The 19,732-nt window shown below is 64.3% G+C and carries 15 protein-coding genes; 6 read left to right on the forward strand and 9 right to left on the reverse strand.

Annotation, left to right across the window (positions count from 1 at the left end; translation table 11 throughout):
- Positions 1-5: 5 nt before the first annotated feature.
- The 3 genes from mdcA to BJA_RS01350 all read right to left on the reverse strand — a co-directional run bounded on the left by mdcA (position 6) and on the right by BJA_RS01350 (position 3,398).
- Entirely contained in the window at positions 6-1,652 is a 1,647-nt protein-coding gene (gene mdcA, locus BJA_RS01340; protein ID WP_011083102.1) for a malonate decarboxylase subunit alpha, read from the reverse strand.
- Complete coding sequence (locus BJA_RS01345; RefSeq protein WP_011083103.1) at positions 1,649-2,515, reverse strand: MBL fold metallo-hydrolase; 867 nt, start codon at positions 2,513-2,515, stop codon at positions 1,649-1,651. Before BJA_RS01345 ends, mdcA begins: the two co-directional genes overlap by 4 nt.
- Positions 2,516-2,612: 97 nt before the next feature.
- Positions 2,613-3,398 carry an alpha/beta hydrolase gene (locus BJA_RS01350; RefSeq protein WP_011083104.1) on the reverse strand — a complete coding sequence of 262 codons (786 nt, stop codon included), beginning with the start codon at positions 3,396-3,398 and terminating at the stop codon, positions 2,613-2,615.
- 320 nt (positions 3,399-3,718) lie between these two features.
- On the opposite strand from BJA_RS01350, the gene BJA_RS01355 reads away from it, so the two are divergent.
- Positions 3,719-4,060 carry a hypothetical protein gene (locus BJA_RS01355; protein WP_011083106.1) on the forward strand — a complete coding sequence of 114 codons (342 nt, stop codon included), beginning with the start codon at positions 3,719-3,721 and terminating at the stop codon, positions 4,058-4,060.
- 143 nt (positions 4,061-4,203) lie between these two features.
- Here BJA_RS01355 and BJA_RS01360 read toward each other — a convergent pair whose 3' ends face one another.
- Complete coding sequence (locus BJA_RS01360) at positions 4,204-4,728, reverse strand: hypothetical protein (RefSeq protein ID WP_236842163.1); 525 nt, start codon at positions 4,726-4,728, stop codon at positions 4,204-4,206.
- A gap of 26 nt (positions 4,729-4,754) precedes the next feature.
- Here BJA_RS01360 and BJA_RS01365 point away from each other — a divergent pair, with 26 nt between their 5' ends.
- The 4 genes from BJA_RS01365 (at position 4,755) to BJA_RS01380 (ending at position 11,423) form a co-directional block, all read left to right on the forward strand.
- Positions 4,755-5,927, forward strand: a complete 1,173-nt coding sequence (locus tag BJA_RS01365; protein ID WP_011083108.1) for an efflux RND transporter periplasmic adaptor subunit — start codon at positions 4,755-4,757, stop codon at positions 5,925-5,927.
- Positions 5,924-9,067: an efflux RND transporter permease subunit gene (locus BJA_RS01370; RefSeq protein ID WP_011083109.1), complete on the forward strand. Its 3,144-nt coding sequence runs from the start codon at positions 5,924-5,926 to the stop codon at positions 9,065-9,067. The genes BJA_RS01365 and BJA_RS01370 overlap by 4 nt, the downstream gene beginning before the upstream one ends.
- Positions 9,054-9,470 (forward strand): thioesterase family protein, encoded by a 417-nt coding sequence (locus tag BJA_RS01375; protein WP_011083110.1) that lies wholly within the window; start codon positions 9,054-9,056, stop codon positions 9,468-9,470. The genes BJA_RS01370 and BJA_RS01375 overlap by 14 nt, the downstream gene beginning before the upstream one ends.
- Before the next feature lie 102 nt (positions 9,471-9,572).
- Positions 9,573-11,423, forward strand: a complete 1,851-nt coding sequence (locus BJA_RS01380) for an ATP-binding protein (protein ID WP_011083111.1) — start codon at positions 9,573-9,575, stop codon at positions 11,421-11,423.
- Positions 11,424-11,446: 23 nt separating this feature from the next.
- Here the strand turns inward: BJA_RS01380 and BJA_RS01385 are convergent, their stop codons facing one another.
- Positions 11,447-13,738 (reverse strand): FdhF/YdeP family oxidoreductase, encoded by a 2,292-nt coding sequence (locus BJA_RS01385; RefSeq protein WP_011083112.1) that lies wholly within the window; start codon positions 13,736-13,738, stop codon positions 11,447-11,449.
- Between the two features lie 248 nt (positions 13,739-13,986).
- Between BJA_RS01385 and BJA_RS01390 the strand changes: the two genes are divergently transcribed.
- On the forward strand, positions 13,987-15,234 hold the full coding sequence (locus BJA_RS01390) for an oxalate decarboxylase family bicupin (protein ID WP_011083113.1): 1,248 nt from the start codon (positions 13,987-13,989) through the stop codon (positions 15,232-15,234).
- Positions 15,235-15,314: 80 nt separating this feature from the next.
- On the opposite strand, the gene cydB is transcribed toward BJA_RS01390, so the two are convergent.
- Genes cydB through BJA_RS01410 form a run of 4 tightly spaced genes read right to left on the reverse strand, consistent with a single transcriptional unit; the run spans position 15,315 to position 19,715 of the window.
- A complete protein-coding gene (cydB, locus tag BJA_RS01395) occupies positions 15,315-16,301 on the reverse strand; it encodes a cytochrome d ubiquinol oxidase subunit II (RefSeq protein WP_011083114.1) in 987 nt (328 codons plus the stop codon).
- 2 nt (positions 16,302-16,303) lie between these two features.
- Positions 16,304-17,710 (reverse strand): cytochrome ubiquinol oxidase subunit I, encoded by a 1,407-nt coding sequence (locus tag BJA_RS01400; RefSeq protein WP_011083115.1) that lies wholly within the window; start codon positions 17,708-17,710, stop codon positions 16,304-16,306.
- A 19-nt stretch (positions 17,711-17,729) separates the two neighbouring features.
- Positions 17,730-19,268: a malate dehydrogenase (quinone) gene (mqo, locus tag BJA_RS01405; protein ID WP_011083116.1), complete on the reverse strand. Its 1,539-nt coding sequence runs from the start codon at positions 19,266-19,268 to the stop codon at positions 17,730-17,732.
- A 42-nt stretch (positions 19,269-19,310) separates the two neighbouring features.
- Complete coding sequence (locus BJA_RS01410; protein ID WP_011083117.1) at positions 19,311-19,715, reverse strand: hypothetical protein; 405 nt, start codon at positions 19,713-19,715, stop codon at positions 19,311-19,313.
- Between the last annotated feature and the right edge of the window lie 17 nt (positions 19,716-19,732).

Here is a 19,732-nt window from a genome sequence, read left to right on the forward strand (position 1 = left end):
GTTCCTCACCAGTTCCTGAATTTCGAAGGGGGTGCGTACAAGCCACCCGACCAGCGCACGAGATCCTTGATCGAGCGCGCCGCCAGCAGGCTGCGATCCGCATCGAGCGGATTGATGCCGAGATCTTCCGGCCGGCGGATCACGCCGCGCTCGCGCAGGCGCGCGACCATGCCGTGGTCCCGCCGACGGCCGACATCGGTGTAGCCGGCAACGCCACGGATGGCCTGCTCGCGCTCCTGCGCGGTGCGGCACAGCAAGAGATTCGCCACGCCCTCCTCGGTGACGATGTGCGTGACGTCGTCGCCATAGATCATGACCGGCGCCAGTTCGAGCTTCAGCTTCTCCGCGAGCTCGATGGCATCGAGCTTCTCGACGAAGAGCGGCACGTTCTTGTCCCCGAACGTCTCGCCGATCTGCACGACCAGCTTGCGGCCGCGGCGCATCAGTGCCGAGCCGTCCGGATCGGCCTCCGCTCCGGCCTTCAGCCAGGGCTCGCTCGGATGCCGCCGCCCGCGGGCATCCGCCCCCATGTTCGGAGCGCCGCCAAAGCCTGCGATGCGCGAGGTGGTGACAGTCGACGAATTTCCCTGCAGATCGATCTGCAGCGTGGAGCCAATGAACATGTCGCAGGCATAGAGCCCGGCGGCCTGACAGAAGGCGCGGTTGGAACGCAACGAGCCGTCGGGACCGGTGAAGTAGACGTCGGATCTGGCGCGGATGTAGTCATCCATGCCGACCTCCGATCCGAACGAGTGGATCTGCCGCACCCAGCCGGATTCGATCGCGGGAATGAGTGCGGGATGCGGATTCAGCGCGAAGTGGGTTGCGATCCTGCCCTTCAGCCCCAGCCTCTCGCCGAATGTCGGGAGCAGGAGTTCGATCGCGGCCGTGCTGAAGCCGATGCCGTGATTGAGCCGCTGCACGCCATACGGTGCATAAACCCCCTTGATCGCCAGCATCGCGGTCAGGATCTGGCCTTCGGTGATCGCGGCCGGATCGCGCGTGAACAATGGTTCGACGAAGAACGGCTTGTTAGCCTTGACGATGAAATGGACACGGTCCGCCGGGATATCGACCCGCGGAACCGTCTCCACGATCTCGTTGACCTGGGCGATCACGACGCCGTCCTTGAACGTCGTCGCCTCGACCACGGTCGGCGTGTCCTCGGTGTTCGGGCCGGTGTAGAGATTTCCCTCGCGATCGGCGCTGACGGCGGCGATCAGCGCGACGTGCGGCGTGAGGTCGATGAAGTAGCGGGCGAACAGTTCGAGATAGGTATGAACCGCACCCAGCTCGATCTTGCCGCCGAACAGCATGCGCGCAATCCGCGCCGATTGCGGCCCGGAATAGGCATAGTCGAGCCGCTTCGCGACGCCGCGGTCGAACAGGTCCAGATGTTCGGGCAGAACGACGCCCGACTGCACCATGTGCAGATCGTTGACCCTGGAGGGATCGACCGCCAGCAGCGCGCGGCTCAAGAGATCCGCCTGCTTCTGGTTGTCGCCCTCCAGGCAAACCCGGTCGCCCGGCCGGATCACGGCCTCCAGCAGGCGCGTGACGTCGTGTGCTTCGACGACCTTGCCGCGGGCAAGGACTGCGCCCGCCGCAATGCAGGCATCACGCGCGACACGGTTGTCCTGCCAGCTCGTCATGACTTCTGCCCCTTTGCGGCGTTGGCCCCGCTCCAGAGCGATCCCGGATTGGCACGGTCGGGATGGAGCTCGAGCATCGCCTCGTAGAGCTCGCGCGGCGATGTCGTCGCCTTATCGAGGCGGTTGAAATCGAGCAGGTATTGCCGGGTCGCCGCGATGTTGCGCGGGTCGTCGTCGTTATCCGGCTTTTTGTGTCCGGCGACGACGAAGCGCGGCTTCAGCGCCGCAAGCCGGTCGAGCGCGGCGATCCATTCCAGCCGGCTCTGCGTGTCGGTTTCGGCCAGATAGGGATGAATGCCGTTGTACACGGTGTCGCCGGCGACGATCAGATCGAGAGACGGGACATGAAGGGCGGTTGAGCGCGCCGTATCGGTTCGTCCCATGTCGATGACGACGAGCTTGTGTCCCTCGAGCGTGAGCTCGCCTTCGAGGGGCGCAGCCGCGACCAGGCGCTCTGCGATCTCGCCCGGAAAGCGCTTGCGCCAGAAACCGTCGAGCGAGGCCGGCGAGAGCTGCGCCTTCATCTCGTCGACGACCTCGGGAACGGCAACGGCTTTTGCCTGCGGAAAGCGGTCGAGCAGCGGTGCCAGCCCGAAGAAATGATCCCCGTGCCCGTGTGTGACATAGATCGTCGTCAGATTTCGCTCGCAAGACGCGACCCAGTCCAGCAGCGTTTTCGACTGCCCGGCGGTGAGGAACGTGTCGACGAGGACCGCGTCCCGCTCGCCGTAGATCAACGTCGACGAATTCGCGACCCACATCAGGTCCGGATTGCCGGACGGCAAGTCGCGGCTCAGTCCGGCCCGCTTCACCGTCGTCACCTTCCAGTTCAGGGCGGCGCCGGTCGTCTCGATCACATTCATGGGAATTCTCCTGATGGCACAGTCGGGCCGGCGGGAGTGCTGTCGCTCCCGCCGTCCTTCCTTCTGCCGGTCGTGCGTCAGGACCGGCGAAGCGTGATCAGCGCGTAACCGGCTGCTGGATGCTGCGCGCGGCGCGGGTGATGACCGCAGCCACTTCCTTCGGATGCGACTCGTAGACCGAGTGGCTGGCGCCCGGGATCACGGTGGTCTGGCTCTTGGCGCGCTCGTAGTACCAGCGCTCCAGATCCGGATTGATGATCTGGTCATTGCCGGCGACGATGCCCCAGCTCGGCTTGGTCTTCCACGCCGCCGCCGTCAGCGGCGTGCTGAACACCTGGGCCGCAGCCGGGACCTGGGAGCGCGCGACGAACTCGGCCCGCTCGCGCGGCAGATCGGGTGCGAACAGTTTCGGGAATTGCACGGGATCGAGATAGGTGAATTTGTCGGGCGTGACCTTGATGACGCCTTCGGTCTTGCCGAGCACGCTCGGCGTCTTCTTGCCCAACGCCGATTCGTCCTCTCCGACGTCGGGCGCGTGTGCGGCGACGTAGACGAGACCGACGACGCTCGGATGAACGCCGGCCTCGGTGATGATCGAGCCGCCGTAGCTATGGCCGACGAGAAGCGTCGGGCCATCCTGCAGATCGAGAATGCGCTTGGCCGCCGTGACGTCGTCGGCGAACGAGGTCTCAGGCTCCTGCACCATGGTGACGCGGAAACCTTCCTTGGTCAGGATCTCGTAGACCGGTTTCCAGCCGGACCCATCCACCCAGGCGCCGTGCACCAGGACGATGTTCTTCAGGGGCTCCGCGTTCGCAGGGGCGACGGTCGAGAGCAAGGAGAGAGCGGCGGCAAAGGCGAGACCAGCGTTGAGGTGTTTCATGACGGGATCACTCCGGGTTGGAATGACGCAACACTAGTTTCGATGCTTGCCCGCGTATTTCGGCAAGCAACGGCCCTTGCCACTTCGCACGCCGGGACACGCGAGCTGCGACGATCGCTGCTCGAACATCCTCCGGACGCGGCCCGGTTGAGAGACGCACTTCTAACGGAGGGCCCACGTCATGCACACTGACATTCATGACAATGATCTCTCGCAAGCGTGAACGGCCGGCGTTCATACGCGAAAGACGATCGATACGCGCTCTGTCATTCACGACAACGTTCCTGACGTCACTCGAAATCCAAGCATAGGATTGAACAATGACATCCATCGCAAAGTGCAGCGTCGCTCTCTTCGCCCTGCTGTGCGCGACCATGCCGGCTCTTGCCGGAAGCTGCGCGGATGACATCGCGCAAACCCAGGCCCAGCTCGATCTGGCCATAGAAAAGGATGCGGGCTCCCACGGCTGGAAGCCGGAGAGCCTCAGCGCGCTGCGCAGCCATCAACCGACGCCCCGCTCGCTCGCGGAAGCAGAAGGTGGCAACGGCGTCGATTTCACCGACGCGCTCGACTCGCTCGATCGCGCGCGCACCGCCAATCGCGCCGGCGACATCGCCGCGTGCAGCCGGGAGATCGCACACGCGCGGGCCATCCTGAGATAGCGAATGCGCTTCGGGGCCGATGACGAGGCGACGCCTCCTCGCCGTCGTGCAGCCGGGGAGCAGGACGTGCGTTCTGGAAATACCCGCGCGAGCGCATCTTTCTAATGTCCATGCATAGAGCCGGAGCCTTCTTCCATGCGAGATCAGCATTCACCGAACGACGCCGGCGCACGGAGTTCCGAATCGCGCCGGTTCTCCTTGATGCACCCTGCCGCGATGCTTGCGACCAGCGTCCTGTGGCTGGTCTCGACTGCGGCCATCGCCCAAACAACAATGCCGGGAACGCAGCCGCCTGCCGGCATGCTTGCGACCTCGCCGCTCAACCCGCAATCCACGCGACCCGTGGGCATTCCGTTGGGATCGACCGAGATCGCAACGCCCGGCATCTCCCCGATCAACCCCGCGCCAAACACGACCGCCTGCGCCGGATCCGGCAATGCTTCATCCTCCGGAGCATTGTTCGACGGCGGCGGGCTGTCCGGCACCTTATCGACCAATTGCCCCGGCAGCACGGCAGCAGTCTCGTCCCTGCCCTCGACATCGACGGTCGGCCGCGTCGGGATTCCGCTGGGCTCCACCGAAATCGGCGGCGCCGGAATCAGTCCGTCCGTGCCGGTGCCCGGCCCCACGTCCACGGGCGGCACGACTTCGATCGACGGCTCCGGCAATCCCTGAGATCAGAAGGACCATCACCGTGAAACGCAACCTCACCATTGCATTCGTTGCTCTCGCCGCGATCCTGATCGGCGCGGGTCTCTGGTTCTTCGGCACCGACCGGAAGCCGGCCGTGGCAGCCGCACCCGTGCCCACCGCCGTGCCGGTGGTCGCCGCCAGCGTCACCGGCAAGGACGTTCCGATCTATCTGCGCGGCATCGGCACGGTGATTGCCTACAACACCGACGTCGTGCGCAGCCAGATTCAGGGACAGATCGTCAAGATCGCCTTCACCGAGGGACAGACCGTCAAGGCCGGCGACCTGCTCGCGCAGATCGACCCGCGTCCCTACGAGGCGCAGATCGAACAGCTGACGGCCAATCGCGACAGGGACCAGGCGCAACTCGCGAATGCCGAGGCCAACCTCTCCCGCTACAACCAGCTTGGCGACAAGGGCTATGCGACCCCGCAACTGATCGAGACGCAGACGGCGCAGGTGGCGCAGCTCAAGGCCGCCGTGAAGGCGGACCAGGCCCAGATCGACGAGGCCAACGTCCAGCTCAGCTATACGCGCCTGTCGTCGGCCGTCCCCGGCATCACCGGCGTTCGCCAGATCGATGTCGGCAACGTCATTCATCCGACCGATCCCAACGGCCTCGTCATCGTCACCCAGATCGAGCCGATCTCGCTGCTGTTCACCCTGCCGCAGGCCGATCTGCCGGTGATCCAGGAGCATGCCGCGAAGGGCGAACTGAAGGTCATCGCCTACAGCCAGGACAACAAGACGAAGCTCGACGAGGGCACGCTGCTGCTGGTCAACAACGAGATCGCGGGAACGACCGGCACGGTCCAACTCAAGGCCGTGTTCCCAAACCATGAGCACAAGCTGTGGCCGGGCCAGCTGGTGAACGCGCGCCTGCTGCTCGAGGTCCAGAAGGGTGCGCTCACTGTCGCCGGCTCAGCCGTGCAGCAGGGACCGAACGGCAGCTATGTCTATGTCGTGACCGACGGCCAGACGGCCACCTTGCGTCCCGTTCACGTCGTGCAGATCAGCGATGGCCAGGCCCTGATCGACCAGGGACTGAAATCAGGCGACGTCGTCGTGATCGACGGCCAGTACCGACTCACGGAAGGCAGCCGCGTTCGCGAGCTGCACGGCAAGGCCGCGCGTGAAGCCGACCTGCAGAGCGCCGTGCAGGATGCGATCCCATGAACCTTTCCGCGCCCTTCATCCTGCGGCCAATTGCAACCGCCCTGCTGATGGCCGGCTTGCTGCTGTGCGGCCTCGCGGCCTATCCGTTGCTGCCGGTCGGTGCGCTGCCGAACGTCAATTACCCGACCATCCAGATCTCGGCGCAACTGCCCGGCGCCGATCCGGGCACCATTGCCTCGTCGCTGGCGACGCCGCTCGAGCAGCAGCTCAGCCAGATCCCCGGCGTCACGCAGCTCACCTCGTCCAGTGCGCTCGGCGTCGCCCAGCTCACAGTGCAGTTCGAGCTGTCGCGCACCGTGGACAGCGCGGCGGTGGACGTGCTGGCCGCGATCAATGCCGCAAGCCCTTTCCTGCCGCCGAACATCCCCTACCCGCCGACGATCAGGAAGGTGAATCCGGCGGAGACGCCGATCATGCTGATCGCGCTGACGTCGGACTCGCTGCCGCTGACCACGGTCGACGCCTATGCGGAAAACATCCTGCTGCCGAAGATCTCGCAGGTGCCGGGTGTGGGTCTCGTCGGCATCGGCGGCCAGCAGAAGCCCGCGATCCGTGTTCGCGTCAATCCGCAGGCGCTTGCCGCCCGCGGCATCGGCCTCGAAGACGTCCGCAACGTGATCGCCGGCGCCAACGTCGACCTGCCGAAGGGCACGCTCAACAGCCCGCGCGTCACCTATACGCTGAACACCAACGATCAATTGCTCAAGCCCTCCGCCTATGAAGACCTCATCATCGCCTATCGCAACGGCTCGCCGGTGCGGATACGCGACATCGGCACGGCGATCGAGGGGCCCGAGAACGACCTCCTGGCCGGCTGGTACGGCAAGGAGCCCGCCATCATCCTGGCAGTCCAGCGCGTTCCCGGCGCCAACGTGATCGAGACGGTCGACCGCATCAAGAAGCTGCTGCCGCAATTGCAGGCCTCCGTTCCACCGGCGATCAAGGTGACGATCGCCGCCGACCGGACCGCCACCATTCGCGCCGCGGTCTCCGACGTTCAATTCACGCTGATGCTGACGGTCGCACTGGTGGTAATGGTCATATTCCTGTTCCTGCGGAATTTCTGGGCCACCATCATCCCGGCGATCACGGTTCCCCTGTCGCTGATCGGCACGTTCGCGGTCCTCTACGTGCTCGGCTACAGCCTGGACAACCTCTCGCTGATGGCGCTGTCGATCGCGGTGGGCTTCGTCGTCGACGATGCCGTCGTCGTCATCGAGAACATCGTGCGCCATCTCGAGCAGGGCATGACGCCGATGGAGGCCGCGCTCAAGGGTTCCAGCGAAATCGGCTTCACGATCGTCTCCATCACCCTGTCGCTGATCGCTGTGTTCATCCCGCTTTTCCTGATGGGAGGCTACGTCGGCAAGCTGTTCCAGGAATTCGCCGTCACGATCACGGCTTCGCTGCTGCTGTCGCTGGTCATCTCGCTCACGCTGACGCCGATGATGTGCGCGCGGCTGCTGAAGGACGACTCGCGGAAGAAGCACGGCCGAATCTATCTCGCCTTCGAACGCGGTTTCGACGCCCTGCTTGCGCTTTATGCGAGCGGCCTGCGAATCGTGCTGCGCCATCGCTTCGTGACGCTGCTCGTGATGCTCTCGACGATCGCGCTGACCGGCTATCTCTACGTGATCATTCCGAAGGGTTTCTTCCCGCAACAGGATACCGGGCAGATTGTCGGCATCACCGAAGCCGCACAGGACATTTCCTTCCCCGCCATGTCCGAACGCCAGCAGGCGATCGTCGACATCCTGTCGAAGGATCCGGCAATTCAGTCGGTGGCGAGCTATATCGGTCCGGGAGGTCCCACGGCGACGCTCAACCAGGGACGGATATTTATCGTCCTGAAGCCGAAGCCCGGGCGCAAGGCCAGCGCCGACCAGATCATCGAACGGCTGGGGCCCCAGCTCGCCCATATCCAGGGCATCAGGCTCTACATGCAGGCCGCGCAGGACATCACCATCGGCGCACGCCTGTCCAAGACGCAATACCAGTACACGCTGACGGACGCCGATTCCAACGAGCTCACCAACTGGTCGGCGATCTTCCTCAAGAAGCTCCGCGAGCTCGACCTCATCACCGACGTCGCGAGCGACCAGGCCAATGCCGGTCCGCGGCTGGAGGTCACCGTCAATCGCGAGGTCGCATCGAGCTTCGGCATCCTGCCCACGACGATCGACAATGCCCTCGACGACGCATTCGGCCAGCGCATCGTCTCCACGATGTTCACCTCGCTGAACCAGTACCATGTCGTGATGGAGGTCGATCCGCGTTTCCAGTACGGGCCGGAAGCGCTCAAGGACATCTACCTGAACTCGGCCACCGGCCAGCAGGTCCCCCTGAGCACGCTGGTTCACAGCGTCATTAAGCCCGCGCCCATCCTGATCAACCACCAGAGCCTGTTTCCGTCGGTCACGATCTCGTTCAACCTGCAGCCCGGCGCCGCGCTCGGCGATGCGGTGACGGCGATCCAGAACATCGAGAAGAGCACGGGCAAGCCCGCCTCGCTATCGACCTCGTTCCAGGGCAACGCCCAGGCCTTCCAGTCTTCCCTGCGAGGCACACCGCTGCTGATCGGGGCGGCGCTGATCGTGATCTACATCATCCTCGGCGTGCTCTATGAGAGCCTGATCCATCCGATCACGATCCTGTCGACGCTGCCGTCGGCCGGCATCGGCGCGCTGTTGCTGCTGCTGGCGGTCCACATGGATCTCAGCGTCATCGCCATCATTGGCATCATCCTGCTGATCGGCATCGTCAAGAAGAACGGCATCATGCTGGTCGATTTCGCCCTCGAGGTGGAGCGCCAGCACGGGCTCAGCCCGGAAGAGGCGATCTACCAGGCCTGCACGCTGCGCTTCCGCCCGATCCTGATGACGACGATGGCGGCGCTGCTCGGCGGCGTGCCGCTGATGATCGGTTCCGGTACCGGCGCGGAGCTGCGCCAGCCGCTCGGCTACACGATCGTCGGCGGCCTGATGCTCTCGCAGATCCTGACGCTCTACACCACGCCCGTCGTCTATCTCTATCTCGACCAGCTCAGCAACTGGCTGACCGGGCGCAAGCCGCAGGCGGCCGCGACACCCACTTCATCCACGACCAAGGCAGATGCGGAATTGAGCCATGAATCCGCTTGAGAGGCTGACCGCCGGCATGACGGCAGAGAAGCTGGTGACCGTCACGTCCGAGATGACGGTTGGCCATGTGGTGCCGGGAATGCCAGCCGTCTACGGCACGCCGATGATGATCCTGCACATGGAGATGGCCGCGGGATCGGCCGTTCAACCATTCCTGCCGACGGGCCATGTCAGCGTCGGGATGATGGTCAATATCCGCCATCTGGCGGCAACCCCGGTCGGCCGCACGGTGCGCGCGATCGCGCGGGTCGTCGCGGTCGAAGCCAGGAGTGTGCTGTTCGAGGTCGAGGCCTGGGACGGCGACCGCAAGATCGGCGACGGCAGCCACCGGCGCGGTGTTGTCGATGTCGCCGAATTCGAGCGGCGGTTCGGCGTGACGAAGCCCGCCGCTGAGATGGCCTAGGATCGCAGGCGGCAGGCAGCCCGATCGCGGCTTCGTGCGTTTTGACAAAGCGCCTGCGAAAACGCAAAAGACCGCTCTTCGGCGGCGCGGTAGACCTCCCGCATGACGCTCGAACGCCTGGATGGCCCTAATTTCGTACAGCTCCAGCGATGGTGGCGCCGTCTGCTCCAAGACTGGGCCAAACAGGATCGCACTCCATTGTGGGCCTGGAGCAGCGTTGCCCTTTGCCTGCTGTCCTTCGCCTGGTCACTGCTCGGCTTCAATTCCACCACGATCGCTCTCGCCGCCTTTCTCGCGACTTCGCTCGCGGCGATCAGTCTGACCAGGTGGTCAGGCGAGCATGGCCACCTGGCCGCTTATCTCGCCGAGGCACAGAAGCTCAGCCAGACCGGCAGCTTCGGCTGGAACGTCGTGACCGGAGAGCTTTTCTGGTCGGATGAAACGTTCAGGATCTTCGATCTGGCACAGACATCGCGCCCGTCGCTCGCCGTCGTCTTGAAGCGCACACATCCCGATGACGTCAATGCCGTACGCGAGGCCATCGACCGGGCGGTGAACGAGAGGGGCGACTTTTCCCACGAAAACCGGCTGGTGCTGGACGACGGTTCGATCCGGACCATACGCGTGGTCGCCCGCGGAATGACGAACGGCCGGGGCCAGTTCGAGTTTGTCGGCGCGGTCATGGACATCACCGCTCAGAAGAAGGCCCATACCGAGCTGGAGCGGAGCGAACAGCGTTACCGCCATCTGTTCAGCCGCATGCCGATCGCATTCCGGCAGCTCGACGCCAGCAGGCTGGTCGTGCTGTTCCGAAAATTGCGTGCCGAGGGCGTCAAGGACCTTGGCGCCTATTTCGACAGCCATCCCGAGTTTCTGCGGACCTGCATGGACGCGCTCTCGTTTCAGGAGGCCAATGAACGAGCCATCCAGATGTTCGGAGGAGGCGTCGAGGGCTATGTCGGACGCTCCATGGCCGAGAGCTGGAAGGAGCGGCCCGACACGTTCCGGCGGGCGATGGAATCCCGCTATCGCGGCGAGACGAATTTCGAGGAAGAGACCAAGATGGTCACGTGGGACGGCCGCGTCGTCGACGTTCTCTTCACCACGGCGCGGGTCGGCCCCATCAATGATCTCGAAGTCAGCCTGGTCGGCACCATCGACATTTCACAGCGTGTTCGCGCTCAGCAGAAGCTCCAGCAGGTTCAGGCTGAGTTCGCGCATGCCGCGCGCGTCTCGATGCTCGGAGAACTCACCGCATCGATCGCCCACGAGGTCAACCAGCCCCTCGCGGCCATCGCCACCAACGGCGCCGCCGGGCTGCGGTGGCTGAACAGGCCCACTCCCGATATCGTCGAGATCCGCAAGACCATCGAGAACATCATCGTGGATACCCAGCGCGCCGCGAACATCGTGGCGCGCGTTCACGGGATGGCTTCCCGGAAAGTCCCCGAACAGGCATCCTTGTCATTTGACGAGATCGTCCGCGAAGCGCTTCTCTTTCTGCGACACGAGCTCGAATCCCGCGGCGTAACGATCCTGCACCAGCCCGATCCGACCACACCGCAGGTGCTCGGTGACCGCACCCAGCTCCAGCAGGTGATCGTCAATCTGGCCATCAACGCTGTGCAGGCGATGACGCAGGCGGGATATGACGATCGCAGGATCGTCATCAGCACGGTCACGCAGGACGCGGCCACGTTGTGCTGCGCCGTGGAGGACAACGGCCCCGGCATCGCAGTTGAACATGTCGACCGGCTCTTCGAGAGCTTTTTCACGACCAAGGACAGCGGGATGGGCATGGGACTGCCGATCTGCCGGTCGATCGTGGAAGCGCATGGAGGCCGGATCGGCGCCGGGGGTAACGGTGCGAGTGGCGGCGCCCGCTTCTGGTTCACGCTGCCGGTCTCCGTGCCGGCGGATTCGCTGCGCTGCGACCTCAACGCCGATACGTGACCGCGACGTTTCCGGCGTGGCCGCTATTCCCCGGTAGCGGCCGAACGCACCAGGCGGATCGGGACGCCCTTGTATGACGGCGTGAAGCTGAGCGGATCGCGGGCGTAGAGCGGCACCAGCGGATTGGTCTCCGGATAGTACGCAGCACAGCAGCCCGTCGGAAAGGAATAGGCTACCACGCGGAAGTTGCGCACGATCCGCTCGGCGCCATCGGTCGAGGCGGTTATCAGGTCGACGCGATCGCCGTCCACAAGTCCCCGCCTCTTCAGCTCGTATTCATTGAGGAACACCACGTCGCGCTGACCGAACACGCCGCGATAGCGGTCCGACATCGAGTAGAGGGTGGTGTTGTACTGATCGTGGCTGCGTATGGTGGTAAGCCACAGGAAATCGGGATCGCCCTGCGGCGGGTCCTCGCCGCAACCCGCGAAGACCAGGAAGTTCGCCTTGCCCGACGGCGTCGCCCAGATGCGTTCACGCGCCGTCGAGGTGAGATGGAAGCCGCCGGGGACGCGGATGCGGGCATTGTAGCCTTGGAAGATGGGGAACACCGCCTCGATCGCATCCCGGATGCGATCGTAATCGGCAACGAAGTCATCCCAGTCGACCACCGTGCGCTCTCCCAGCGTCGCCTTGGCAACGCCGGCGATGATCGCGACCTCGCTGAGGAGATGCTCCGATGCCGGCTTGTTGCGGCCGCCGGACGCATGCACCATCGACATCGAGTCTTCCACCGTGATCGACTGCGGCCCCGACGCCTGGACGTCGATCTCGGTACGGCCGAGACACGGCAGGATCAAGGCTGCACGACCATGAACGAGATGGCTGCGGTTGAGCTTGGTGGCGACGTAGGCGGTCAGATCGAGATTGCGCAACGCAGCCTGCGTCGCCTGCCAGTCCGGTATGGCCGCGGCAAAATTGCCGCCCATTGCGAAGAAAGCCTTCACCTCGCCGCGGATCATGGCTTCCAGCGCGGTTACCACGTTGTGTCCCGGCGCGGTCGGAGGCTTGAAGCCGAAGCGCTGCTCCAGCCGCTCGAGGAAGTCCGCCTTGGGGACTTCCGTGATCCCCACGGTCCGATCGCCCTGCACGTTGGAATGACCGCGAACCGGGCAGACGCCGGCGCCTTCGCGCCCCACATTGCCGCGCAACAGCGCGAGATTGGCGATCTGCTGCACGTTATTCGCGCCGCGCCAGTGCTGGGTGATGCCCATGCCGTACACGAGGATGGCACGCTCGGCCTTCATATAAGCGCCGGCGGCATATTCCATGTCCTCGCGCGTCAGGCCGGACTGACGTTCGATGTCCGGCCATTGCGTGCGCTTGAGATCGTCGATCAACGCCTCGACGCCGACGGTGTGACCGCGGATGAAATCCCAGTCCAGGATCTCCGGCCGCTCGGCGGCGCGGGCTGCTTCGTCGGCCTCCACAAGGATCTTCATGATTCCCTTGAGGACGGCGACGTCGCCGCCGACCCGTACCTGGAAGAGTTTTGAGCTGATCGCCGTCGACGACAGTGTGATCATCTCGATCGGGCTCTGCGGCGCCTGGAAACGCTCCAGCGCTCGCTCGCGGAACGGATTGAAGGAGATGATGGAGGCGCCGCGGCGTGCCGCATTGCGCAGGCTGGTCATCATCCGCGGGCTGTTGGTGCCGGGATTCTGACCGAAGATGAAGATGCAATCGGCCTTGTCGAAATCCTCCAGCAGCACGGTGCCCTTGCCGACGCCCAGCGAGTAAGGCAGGCCGACGCTGGTCGCCTCGTGGCACATGTTCGAGCAGTCGGGAAAATTGTTGGTGCCGTACTCGCGCACGAAGAGCTGATAGAGGAAGGCGGCCTCGTTCGAGGTCCGCCCGGACGTGTAGAACTCCGCCATGTTCGGATCCGGCAAGGCCCGAAGCTCGCGACCGATCATGTCGAATGCATCGCTCCACTCGACCGGGAGATAGCGGTCGGATGCGGCATCATAGGCCATCGGATGGGTGAGCCGCCCGACCATTTCGAGATCGTAATCGTTCCAGCTCGTAAGCTCGGTGACCGTGTGCTCGGCGAAGAATTCGGGCGTGCAGCGCTTCGACGTTGCCTCCCAAGCGACCGCCTTGCCGCCGTTCTCGCAGAATTCGAAGGACGAGGTGTGCTTCGGATCGGGCCACGCACAGCCGGGACAATCAAAACCCTCAGGCTGGTTCATCCGGCTCAGCGTCGCCGCGCCCTTCAGCGGCACCCGCTGCACCAGGAGTGCTTCGCTAAGCGCCTTGAGTGCGCCCCAGCCGCCGGCGGGTTCACGATAGGGACGAACCGATTTCGTGGTCATCTCGATATCTCTCGGTATGGCAATTCTCCGAACCAGTTAAGGATCGCGCGGGCAGAGCCGTCTTTTCAAAACGACGCCGAATTTCTCAATTGCACACGTTCGAACCCGGCCGGGCGGCTGAAGCAGCCAGTGCATTCCGGAAAAAGGAAAGCCGTTCGCGGAAGCTGTGCCGGCAGCAAGGAACTAGGCTGGGCATCTTGAGCCCCCGCGCGACAGAGGGCTTTCGATGATTTTCAGGAGAGGCCCCCATGTTTTCACGACGTGATTTGCTGGCCATGTCCGCGGCAGGCGCCGCCATGGTCGGTTCCAGTGCGCAGGCGGCAACCTTCGGCAATCCGGACGAGCCGCCGCAAGGCGCCGTCAACGCCAAGAGCCCCGGGAGCCTGAGCGATCCCGGTCCGCAAAATCCCGAACTGGCCAAGCAATTCCCTTCCGCACAAACGCCGCCAGCGACGGACGTCGGCGGCCTGCCGATGGATTGGGCCTCGTTCAACAATGCGCCGCGACGCATCCAAAACGGTGGCTGGGCTCGTCAGGTCACCGTCGAGGACTTCGCCATCTCGAAGGAAATCTCCGGCGTCAACATGCGCCTGTCCGCCGGCGGTATCCGCGAGCTGCATTGGCATCAAGCGGCCGAATGGGCGATCATGACCTACGGCTCCTGCCGCATCACCGTGCTCGACACGCAGGGGCGCCCCTATGTCGGCGATCTCAAGGCCGGCGACCTCTGGTATTTCCCGCCGGGCGCGCCGCATTCGCTGCAGGGCTTGGGCCCCGACGGCTGTGAGTTCGTGATCTGCTTCGACGACGGCCACGCCAACGAATTCAACACGCTGCTGGTGACGGACTGGCTGGCCCATACGCCACCCGAGGTGCTGGCGAAGAATTTCGGCGTGCCGGCCGACGCCTTCGCGAAGATCCCGCTGCACAATCGCTGGATCTTCCAGGGTACGGTGCCCGGCGATCTCGCCGACGATCGCGCGGCGGTCTCCAGGCACGCCGAAGCGCCGCCCTATCCCTTCATCCATTCGCTCGGCAGCTCGCCTCCCGTCAAGGAGAGCGCCGCCGGCAGCATCCGCGTCGCCGACAGCAGCAACTTCAAGGTCGCCACCACCGTCGCCGCGGCGCTGGTGACGATGCCGCCAGGCGCGGTCCGGGAAATGCACTGGCATCCGAATGCCGACGAGTGGCAGTACTACATCAAGGGCAAGGCGCGGATGACGGTGTTCGACACCGGCCCCAACGCGCTGACGACGGATTTCTCGGCCGGCGACATCGGCTATGTCCGGCGCAATCTCGGCCATTATGTCGAGAATGTCGGCGACACCGAGCTGCAGTTCGTCGGCGTGTTCCGCGCGCCGCGCTACGAAGAGGTGTCGCTCTCCAACTGGCTGACGCACACGCCGCCCAAGCTGGTGGCCCAGCATTTCAACATCGACGAGAAGCTGATCGCGCAATGGCCGGACAACGGCCCGGGCGTCATGCCCAAGTCCTGAAGCAAGGCCTTAGACGGTCTGAACGAGAAAGGCGCCGAAACCGGCGCCTTTCTTATATTCGCGGTTCGAGCCTGTAGCCGTCAGTAGTGGTCCGCCGTCGCAGCCGTCTTGCCGCGAAAGACGCGATAACCCACCGCGACATAGAGCAGCATCAGCGGGAACACGAACAGGCCCGCACCCCAGAACATGAAGGCGAGGCTCGCATGAGGCGCCGCCGCCTCCTCGATCGTGATGACGAACGGGATCATATAGGGCCAGAAAGACAGGGCAAGCGTGCCGAAGGCCGATGCGAAGATCAGCGCCACCATGTGGAACGGCCAATAATCGTCGTGGCGCAGAATACTCGTCGCGAGCACTGCGGCGGCGCCCGCGCCGATGAGGGGGAACACGAACAGATAGGGCCGCTCGATCCATCGGCGCAGGATTGGCAGATGCTCGACAAGCGCATGCGTGAAGACGACGACGAGAAAGGCCAGCACAGCGACCGCAAGCAACGGGATCTGACGCCGTGTGGCATCGCGGATCGGGCCTTCGCACTTCCTCACCAGCCAGCAGACACCGAGCAGCGCGTAGCCGAAGCACAGGCCGATCCCGCACAAGACCGAAAAGCCGGTCAGCCAGCCGAAGGTTCCGCCGACATATTCGCCGTTGGAGAATTGCAGTCCCTCGACAAGCGCTCCGACCATCGCGCCCTGCATGAAGCTTGCGGCAAACGATCCCACGGCGAAGCTGAAGTCCCAGACCCGGCGCGAGCGCGAGGCCTTGCCGCGAAATTCGAACGCAACGCCGCGCAGGATCAATCCCAGCAGCATGACCACGACCGGGATGTAGAAGGCGGGCATCAGCATGGCATAGACCACGGGGAACGCCCCCCACATGATCACGCCGGTGACGACCAGCCAGGTCTCGTTGCCATCCCAGACCGGAGCGATCGTGCGCAGCATCTCGTCACGCCTCGCCTCGCCATCGGCGAGGCCAAACAGCATGCCGACGCCGAGATCGAACCCGTCCAGCAGAAGATAGATCAGGATGCTGATGGCGAGCAGCGCAACCCAGAACATCACCATGTCTATTCTCCCGCTTCGAGGTAGCTGTGCGACGGCACCTGGTCGGCGAGCGACATCGGCCGATTGGGGACGGGAACGTGCAGGGGCTTGCCGCCCAGTCCCGCCGGGCCGGCGCGCAGCAGCCGGTAGATGTAGTAAGTCCCGAACGAGAAGATGAAGGCATAGACAGCAACGAACAGGATCAGCGAAGCCGTCGCGGCGGCCGCTGTCAGAGACGGCGTCACGGCATCGGCGGTCCGCAATACGCCGTAGACCGTCCACGGCTGGCGGCCGACCTCCGCGGTGTACCAGCCGGTGAGAATCGCGATCCACGGCAGCGGGAAGCTGAGGAAGATGCCCCACAGCAGCAGGCGGCTCCGATCGAGCCGATGCTTGAGGCCGAGCCAGGTCCCGAACCACGCGAGCCCCAGCATCACGAAGCCGCAGCCGACCATGACGCGGAAGGCGAAGAACGGGATCGCCACCGGCGGCCGGTCCTGCGGCGCGAAGCTGGTGAGGCCGACCTCTTTCGACGTCAGGCTCATGCTGCCGATGATGCTCCCGAGCACGGGAATCGATATCGCATATTTGTTGGACTCGGTGCTCGAATCGGGAATTGCGATCAGCACCTCCGAGGCCGGCTGCTCGTCATGCCAGCGCGCCTCGATCGCGGCGAATTTGGCCGGCTGGTAGTCGTGGACATAGTCGCCGACGAGATGCCCGATGAAGAGCTGGACCGGGAGCAGCACCGCCGCAAGCGCAAGGCCCATCCGCAGCATCACATGGGCCTCGGCGCGATAGGTCCGCCGCAGCAGATACCATGCGCCGGTTGCAGCCACGCAGAATGCGCCGGTCAGATAGGACGCGAGCAGCATGTGCGGAAACCGGACCCAGACCACGCGATTGAAGATGATCTGCGCCCAATCGTTCGGTACGAACTGGCCGTTCTGCAGGACGTAGCCGGTCGGCACCTGCATCCAGCTGTTGTTGACCATGATCCAGAACGCCGAAAGCGTGGTTCCGAGCGCGACCATCGCCGTCGAGAACAGGTAGAACCACGGCGGCACCCGGGGCCGGCCGAAGATGAGGATGCCGAAGAACCCTGCCTCCAGCATGAAGGCGGTGAATGTCTCGTAGGAGAGCAGCGGGCCCTGGATCGGCCCCGACATCTTCGACAGCACGCTCCAGTTCGTTCCGAACTGGAACGCCATCACCACGCCCGAGACGACGCCCATGCCGAAGGCGACGCCGAAGATCTTGAGCCAGAACTCGAACAGGGTCCGGTAGACGGGCTTGCCGCTGTACTGGTGCATTGCCTCGAGCACGGTGAGCCAGGCGGCAAGCCCGATCGTGAACGCCGGAAAGATGATGTGGAACGAGATCGTGAAGGCAAATTGCAGCCGCGACAGGAGGAGTGCCGTCGGATCCATCGGACATTCTCCCGTTCGTTCACGCCCGCTTCGCGGCCGCCGGCGCGCGTGCGGCCGGCTGCGGAATGTTGTCGACCTTGAGGACCTCCGCCGTCGTCGCTCGAATCTGACGACAGAAATCCGCGTCGTCGATTAACGACACACCATAGGACGGGACGATCTGCTTCAGCTTCGGCAGCCAGGCGCTCGCCGTCAGCTCTCCGGCAAAGCACTTTTCGAGCACGCTGATGGCGATGAACGCCGCAGTGGAGGCGCCCGGCGAGGCGCCGAGAAGCGCGACCAGCGAATGATCGTCCGCGCCGACGAGCTCGGTCCCGAATTCGAGCAGACCGCCGCGCTTGACATCGGGCTTGATGATCTGGACGCGCTGGCCTGCGACCTGCAGCCTCCAGTCCTTCGGGTCGGCCTTCGGGAAATATTCGTCGAGCGCCGCAAGCCGGTGGCTCTCGGATTGCAGCACCTGCCCGACCAGATATTCGGTGAGATCGAAATTGTCGCGCGCCACCGAGAGCAGCGGCTTGACGTTGGCAGGACGAATGGACTCGAACAGATCCAGCAGCGAGCCGTGCTTGAGGAATTTGCTCGAGAAGCCCGCATAAGGGCCGAACAGCAACGAGTGCTTGCCGCCGATCACGCGCGTATCGAGATGCGGCACGGACATCGGCGGGGAGCCGACCGCGGCCTTGCCGTAGACCTTGGCATGATGACGCTTGTTGATCTCCGGATCGTCGCAGCGCAGCCAGATCCCGCTGACCGGAAAACCGCCATAACCGCGTGCTTCCGGAAGGCCGGATTTCTCCAGCAGCGGCAGCGCACCGCCGCCGGCACCGATGAAGACGAATTTTGCGCGGACCGACCGCGTTTCGCCGCTCGCGGTGTCCCGCACCTCGATCCGCCAGCGGCCGCCCTGCTCGCGGACGAGACCGGTGACGCAGCTGTTGTAGTGGACCGCGCAACCCGGCTGGCTGACGAGATGACCAACCAGCAGATGCGTCAACGCGCCGTAATCGACGTCGGTGCCGGTGATGATCCGCGTTGCGGCGACCGGCTCGTCGCCGCTCCGTCCGTCCATCACCAGCGGCGCCCATTCGGCAATCTTCCTGGGATCCTCGGTATGCTCCATGCCCTCATAGCAATGATGGGCCGACATCGCCTTGAACCGCTTCCGGAGAAATTCGACGTTCTCCGTGCCGTGCACGAAGCTCATATGCGGCACCGGATGGATGAAGGACCGGGGGTCGGCGATCGCGCCCCGCCCGATGAGATAAGACCAGAATTGCCGGGACAGATCGAACTCGACGTTGACCTGGAGCGCCTTGGAGATGTCGATGCTGCCGTCGGGCCGCTGCGGCGTGTAGTTCATCTCGCAGTTCGCCGCGTGGCCGGTACCGGCGTTGTTCCAGGAGTCCGAGCTCTCCTGCGCGCAATCATCGAGAGTCTCGAGCATCTGAATCGTCAGGGAGGGCTCGAGCTCCTTGAGGAACGCGCCGAGGGTGGCGCTCATGATGCCTGCGCCAATGAGAACGACGTCAGTTTCGCGGTCGGAAGCTGCTGGCATGGTTTTTTCCTTCGTTGGGTGTTGCTGTTCCGGATAGCTCGATCAGGCCTGCACCGATTGCCGCGTCTTGGCGCGGAACGGCACATCTGCTCCCGGCCGCAGGATCACGTAGGCACGGCGCCAGGACGAATCGTCGGTCAATTTCCAGCTGTGCCCCGAGCCGGCGGTGTCTTCGGCAAGCAGGACGTTGCCGGGGTGAATCAGGAAGTGGTGGCCGTCACGCGTCTGGAAATCGAGCGTTCCGCTCAGCGTGATCACGAGCTGCCGGATCGGCGCGGTGTGCCAGGCAAAAGCCCCGCCTGATTCCGTCTCCTGGAAGGAGACGCTGACGGCATCGAACTTGCCGGTCAGAAAATCGCCACGCTGGCCCGGCTCCAGCTCGAGGAAACCTTCCTCGAAATGCGAGTTGTTATCCTCTCCGGTCCATAGACGCACACAGCGGATCATCGTGTCTCTCCTTGCAT

This window comes from Bradyrhizobium diazoefficiens USDA 110 (assembly GCF_000011365.1).
In the GTDB taxonomy this organism is placed as follows: Bacteria; Pseudomonadota; Alphaproteobacteria; order Rhizobiales; family Xanthobacteraceae; genus Bradyrhizobium; species Bradyrhizobium diazoefficiens.